Source organism: Mesorhizobium sp. M7A.F.Ca.CA.004.12.1.1 (assembly GCF_003997835.1).
Taxonomy (GTDB): Bacteria; Pseudomonadota; Alphaproteobacteria; order Rhizobiales; family Rhizobiaceae; genus Mesorhizobium.
The window spans coordinates 1-1086 of the sequence record NZ_RZRK01001263.1 but is presented as its reverse complement, the minus strand read 5'-3'; the positions used below and the strand labels follow the sequence as shown (position 1 = coordinate 1086).

Annotated in this window: 1 protein-coding gene; it reads left to right on the top strand. The window is 61.0% G+C overall.

The window, feature by feature from the left end:
• Nucleotides 1-148 precede the first annotated feature (148 nt).
• Nucleotides 149-1086: tetratricopeptide repeat protein (locus tag EN984_RS35650; RefSeq protein WP_245480199.1), on the top strand; the 938-nt coding region annotated here is incomplete at its 3' end.

Sequence of the window (1086 nt, the reverse complement as noted above, 5' to 3'; positions counted from 1 at the left end):
ACCTACAAGGATGCCAAATTGTACTCCCACAATCTGCAGTTTGGCGTTATCTACAAGTTCTGATTTGACCGGCCTGTCACAAGCCGCGACCTGGATTTGACGGATGCCGCTTTTGCCCCGCCGGCAACCTCTGGGTCTGCCGGCAATAATGCCAGCCTCCCTTCCGACCGCCGGTGAACCGGCGGAAAAGACATTGCAGCGCGGCATCGACCTGCAACGGCGCAAGCGTTTTCGCGAGGCCGAGTTCTGCTACCAGACGGTGCTTCGCACGCAGCCGAAAAATGCCATGGCGCTGAACCTCATGGGCACTCTGGCCATCGAGGCCGAGCATCATGACGCCGCCATTGCCTATATGGAAAGGGCGGTCAAGCTCGAACCGGGCAACGCTATCTTCCGCAACAATCTCGGCAACGCCTATAATGTCACCGGTGACATCGAGCGCGCCCGCAAACATCTAAAGAAGGCGATCGCGCTCGACGGCCGGCTCATCGAAGCTTTGTGCAATCTCGGCCGGTCCTACCGCAGCCAGCTCGAGGGCGACGTCGCCGAAGGTTTCTATCGCCGGGCGCTGGCGGTCGACAGCCAGTCGCTGACGGCCCTTGCCGGTATGGGCGATCTGCTCACCGACATCGGCCGGCAGGCCGAGGCGGTCGAATGTTTTGGCCGCGCGCTTGCCATCGACCCGAGCCATGTCGAGGCGCTGGCCGGAATGGCGCTAGCGCGCCGGGCGGTCAAGGACGATCCAGCGTTGCCTTTAATACGGGCTCGCCTGGAATTGCCCATGACAACCGATCGCGAGCGGGTGGTGCTGCACCACGCCGCCGGCAAGATGCTCAACGATCAGCGCGAGTATCGCCTGGCCATCCGCCATTTCGCGCAGGCCAAGGCAATTTCCGGCAATGATTTCGACATTGACCGGCACACCCAGCTTTACGACAGTTTCATCGACACTTTCGATGCCGACTTCTTCGCGGCGCGGTCGAAATTGGGAAATCCGTCGAGACGCCCGGTCTTCATCGTCGGCATGCCACGGTCGGGAACAACGCTGACCGAGCAGATATGCGCCAGTCATCGCGAAATCTATGG